The sequence below is a fragment of the Actinomycetota bacterium genome (assembly GCA_030682655.1).
In the GTDB taxonomy this organism is placed as follows: domain Bacteria; phylum Actinomycetota; class Coriobacteriia; order Anaerosomatales; family JAUXNU01; genus JAUXNU01.
In genome coordinates this window covers 1-1,806 of record JAUXNU010000184.1, presented here as the reverse complement: position 1 = coordinate 1,806, position 1,806 = coordinate 1, and the positions used below count along the sequence as shown (strand labels likewise).

Genomic DNA, 1,806 nt, shown 5'->3' with positions numbered 1-1,806 from the left:
CGTGCCGGTGCGGCACGAATTGCGGCGGGCATGGTCAGTATGGGAGGTGAGTGTGAGCGAACGATGAGGGCGGGGTGAGCATGCCGTGAGGTCCGGGTTAGTTCCCCTGCCCGCGCGGCGCGGGCATACACGGGCCGATGAAATAAGGGATGATGTGGGCGTCGCCTGCTGACGCCGCATATTCCATGGTGCCTGTGAGTCCGTGGTTAGTTTGGCGTGGGAGTCTCCCCCGGGATACCGGACTGTTGCCCTGGAGCACGCCCATCAGAGTCGTCTGTCTTGGAGGCCCCTGCAGGTGGCGCTTTTCCTGTCGTCGGTGAGGGGAGGGTTGATGGAGACGATCTTTGAGCGGGTGGCCGGGCTGGATGTGCACAAGGCTCAGGTGACCGCGTGCGTGCGCGTGCCCACGCCGGGCGGGGGGCGCGAAGAGCACCTCGCGGAGTTCCAGACGACGGTGCGCGGCCTGGTGGGGCTGCGCGACTGGCTGGAAGCCCACCGGGTGACCCAGGTGGCCATGGAGGCCACCGGGGTGTACTGGCAGCCCGTCTGGCACGTGCTGGAGGACGTCGCCGAGCTCCTGCTCGTAAACGCGCGGCACGTCAAGCAGGTGCCCGGGCGCAAGACCGACGTCTCCGACGCCGCCTGGATCTCTCGGCTCTTGGAGGCCGGGCTGCTGCGGGGCAGCTTCGTGCCCCCCAAGCCGCAGCGGGCGCTGCGTACCCTCACGCGCTACCGCAAGACCCAGATCCAGGAGCGCCAGCGGGAGGCCAACCGCTTGCACAAGGCTCTGGAAGACACCGGCATCAAGCTTGACTGCGTGGCCACCAACATCCTCGGCGTCTCCGGGCGGGCCATGCTCGATGCTCTGGTCCGGGGCACCACCGACCCTGAGGTCCTCTCGGAACTCGCCCGGGGTCGCCTCCGCAAGAAGCTGCCCGCCCTGCGGGAGGCGCTCGAGGGGCGCTTCGAGCCGCACCATGCTCTGGTCATCGGGGCCATCCTCTCCCACCTCGACTTCCTCGATGAGCACATCGACCGCCTCTCCGACGCCATCGAGGAGCAGCTCGGCCCTTTCGAGGGCGGCGTGCGGCTCGCCGTGACCATCCCCGGCGTGGCCAATCGCACCGCCGAGGTCCTGCTGGCTGAAGTCGGCACCGACATGAGCCGCTTCCCTTCGCCCGGACACCTGGCCTCCTGGGCCGGGCGCTGCCCCGGCAACCACCAGTCCGCCGGCAAACGCCGCTCCGGGCAGAGCCGCAAAGGCTCCAAGTGGCTCGGCATCGCTCTGCAAGAGGCCGCCCTGGCCGCCGTCGCCACCAACGGCAGCTACCTGCAGGCCCTCTACCGACGACTGCGCCCCCGTATCGGCCACGGCCGTGCCCTGGGCGCCGTCAAGCACTCTATGCTCATCGCCTACTGGCACATGTTCACCACCGGCGAAGTCTACCGAGACCTGGGCGGCGACTACTACCAGCGCCGTGACCCCGAACGCCAGACCCGACGCCTGGTCGCCCAGCTCGAACGGCTTGGACATCACGTTATTCTGGAGGCTGCTGCTGCTTGAGTGAGGTCGTATTTCCCATCAGAAGCGAGGATTCCTTGTCCATGGCTTTTTTCTCCTACAGTAGCGAGAAATACGAGCCCTGCATTTTCCCCAGTGGGCGCTGGACCGGCACTCCGGAAGAGGCTTTCGCAGCTTGTTCCATCTATCTGGGCGAATAGGCCGGGGTCCTCCGCCGCTCCTTGGCCGTGCGCGCGGGCGGAGCAGCGACCCCCGGACCGTCCTCGAACACCTGGCTCGTTCGG

General features: G+C 67.6%; 1 protein-coding gene. It reads left to right on the top strand.

Going from position 1 to position 1,806, the window contains the following annotated elements:
* Positions 1–331 precede the first annotated feature (331 nt).
* Positions 332–1,564, top strand: coding sequence for an IS110 family transposase (locus Q8K99_12180; protein ID MDP2183311.1), 1,233 nt, complete (start codon positions 332–334; stop codon positions 1,562–1,564).
* Positions 1,565–1,806: the final 242 nt, after the last annotated feature.

What these genes read in the sequence shown, in the direction of transcription:
- Q8K99_12180 (MDP2183311.1), top strand. Translation starts at nt 332, where the DNA reads ATGGAGACGATCTTTGAGCGGGTGGCCGGGCTGGATGTGCACAAGGCT.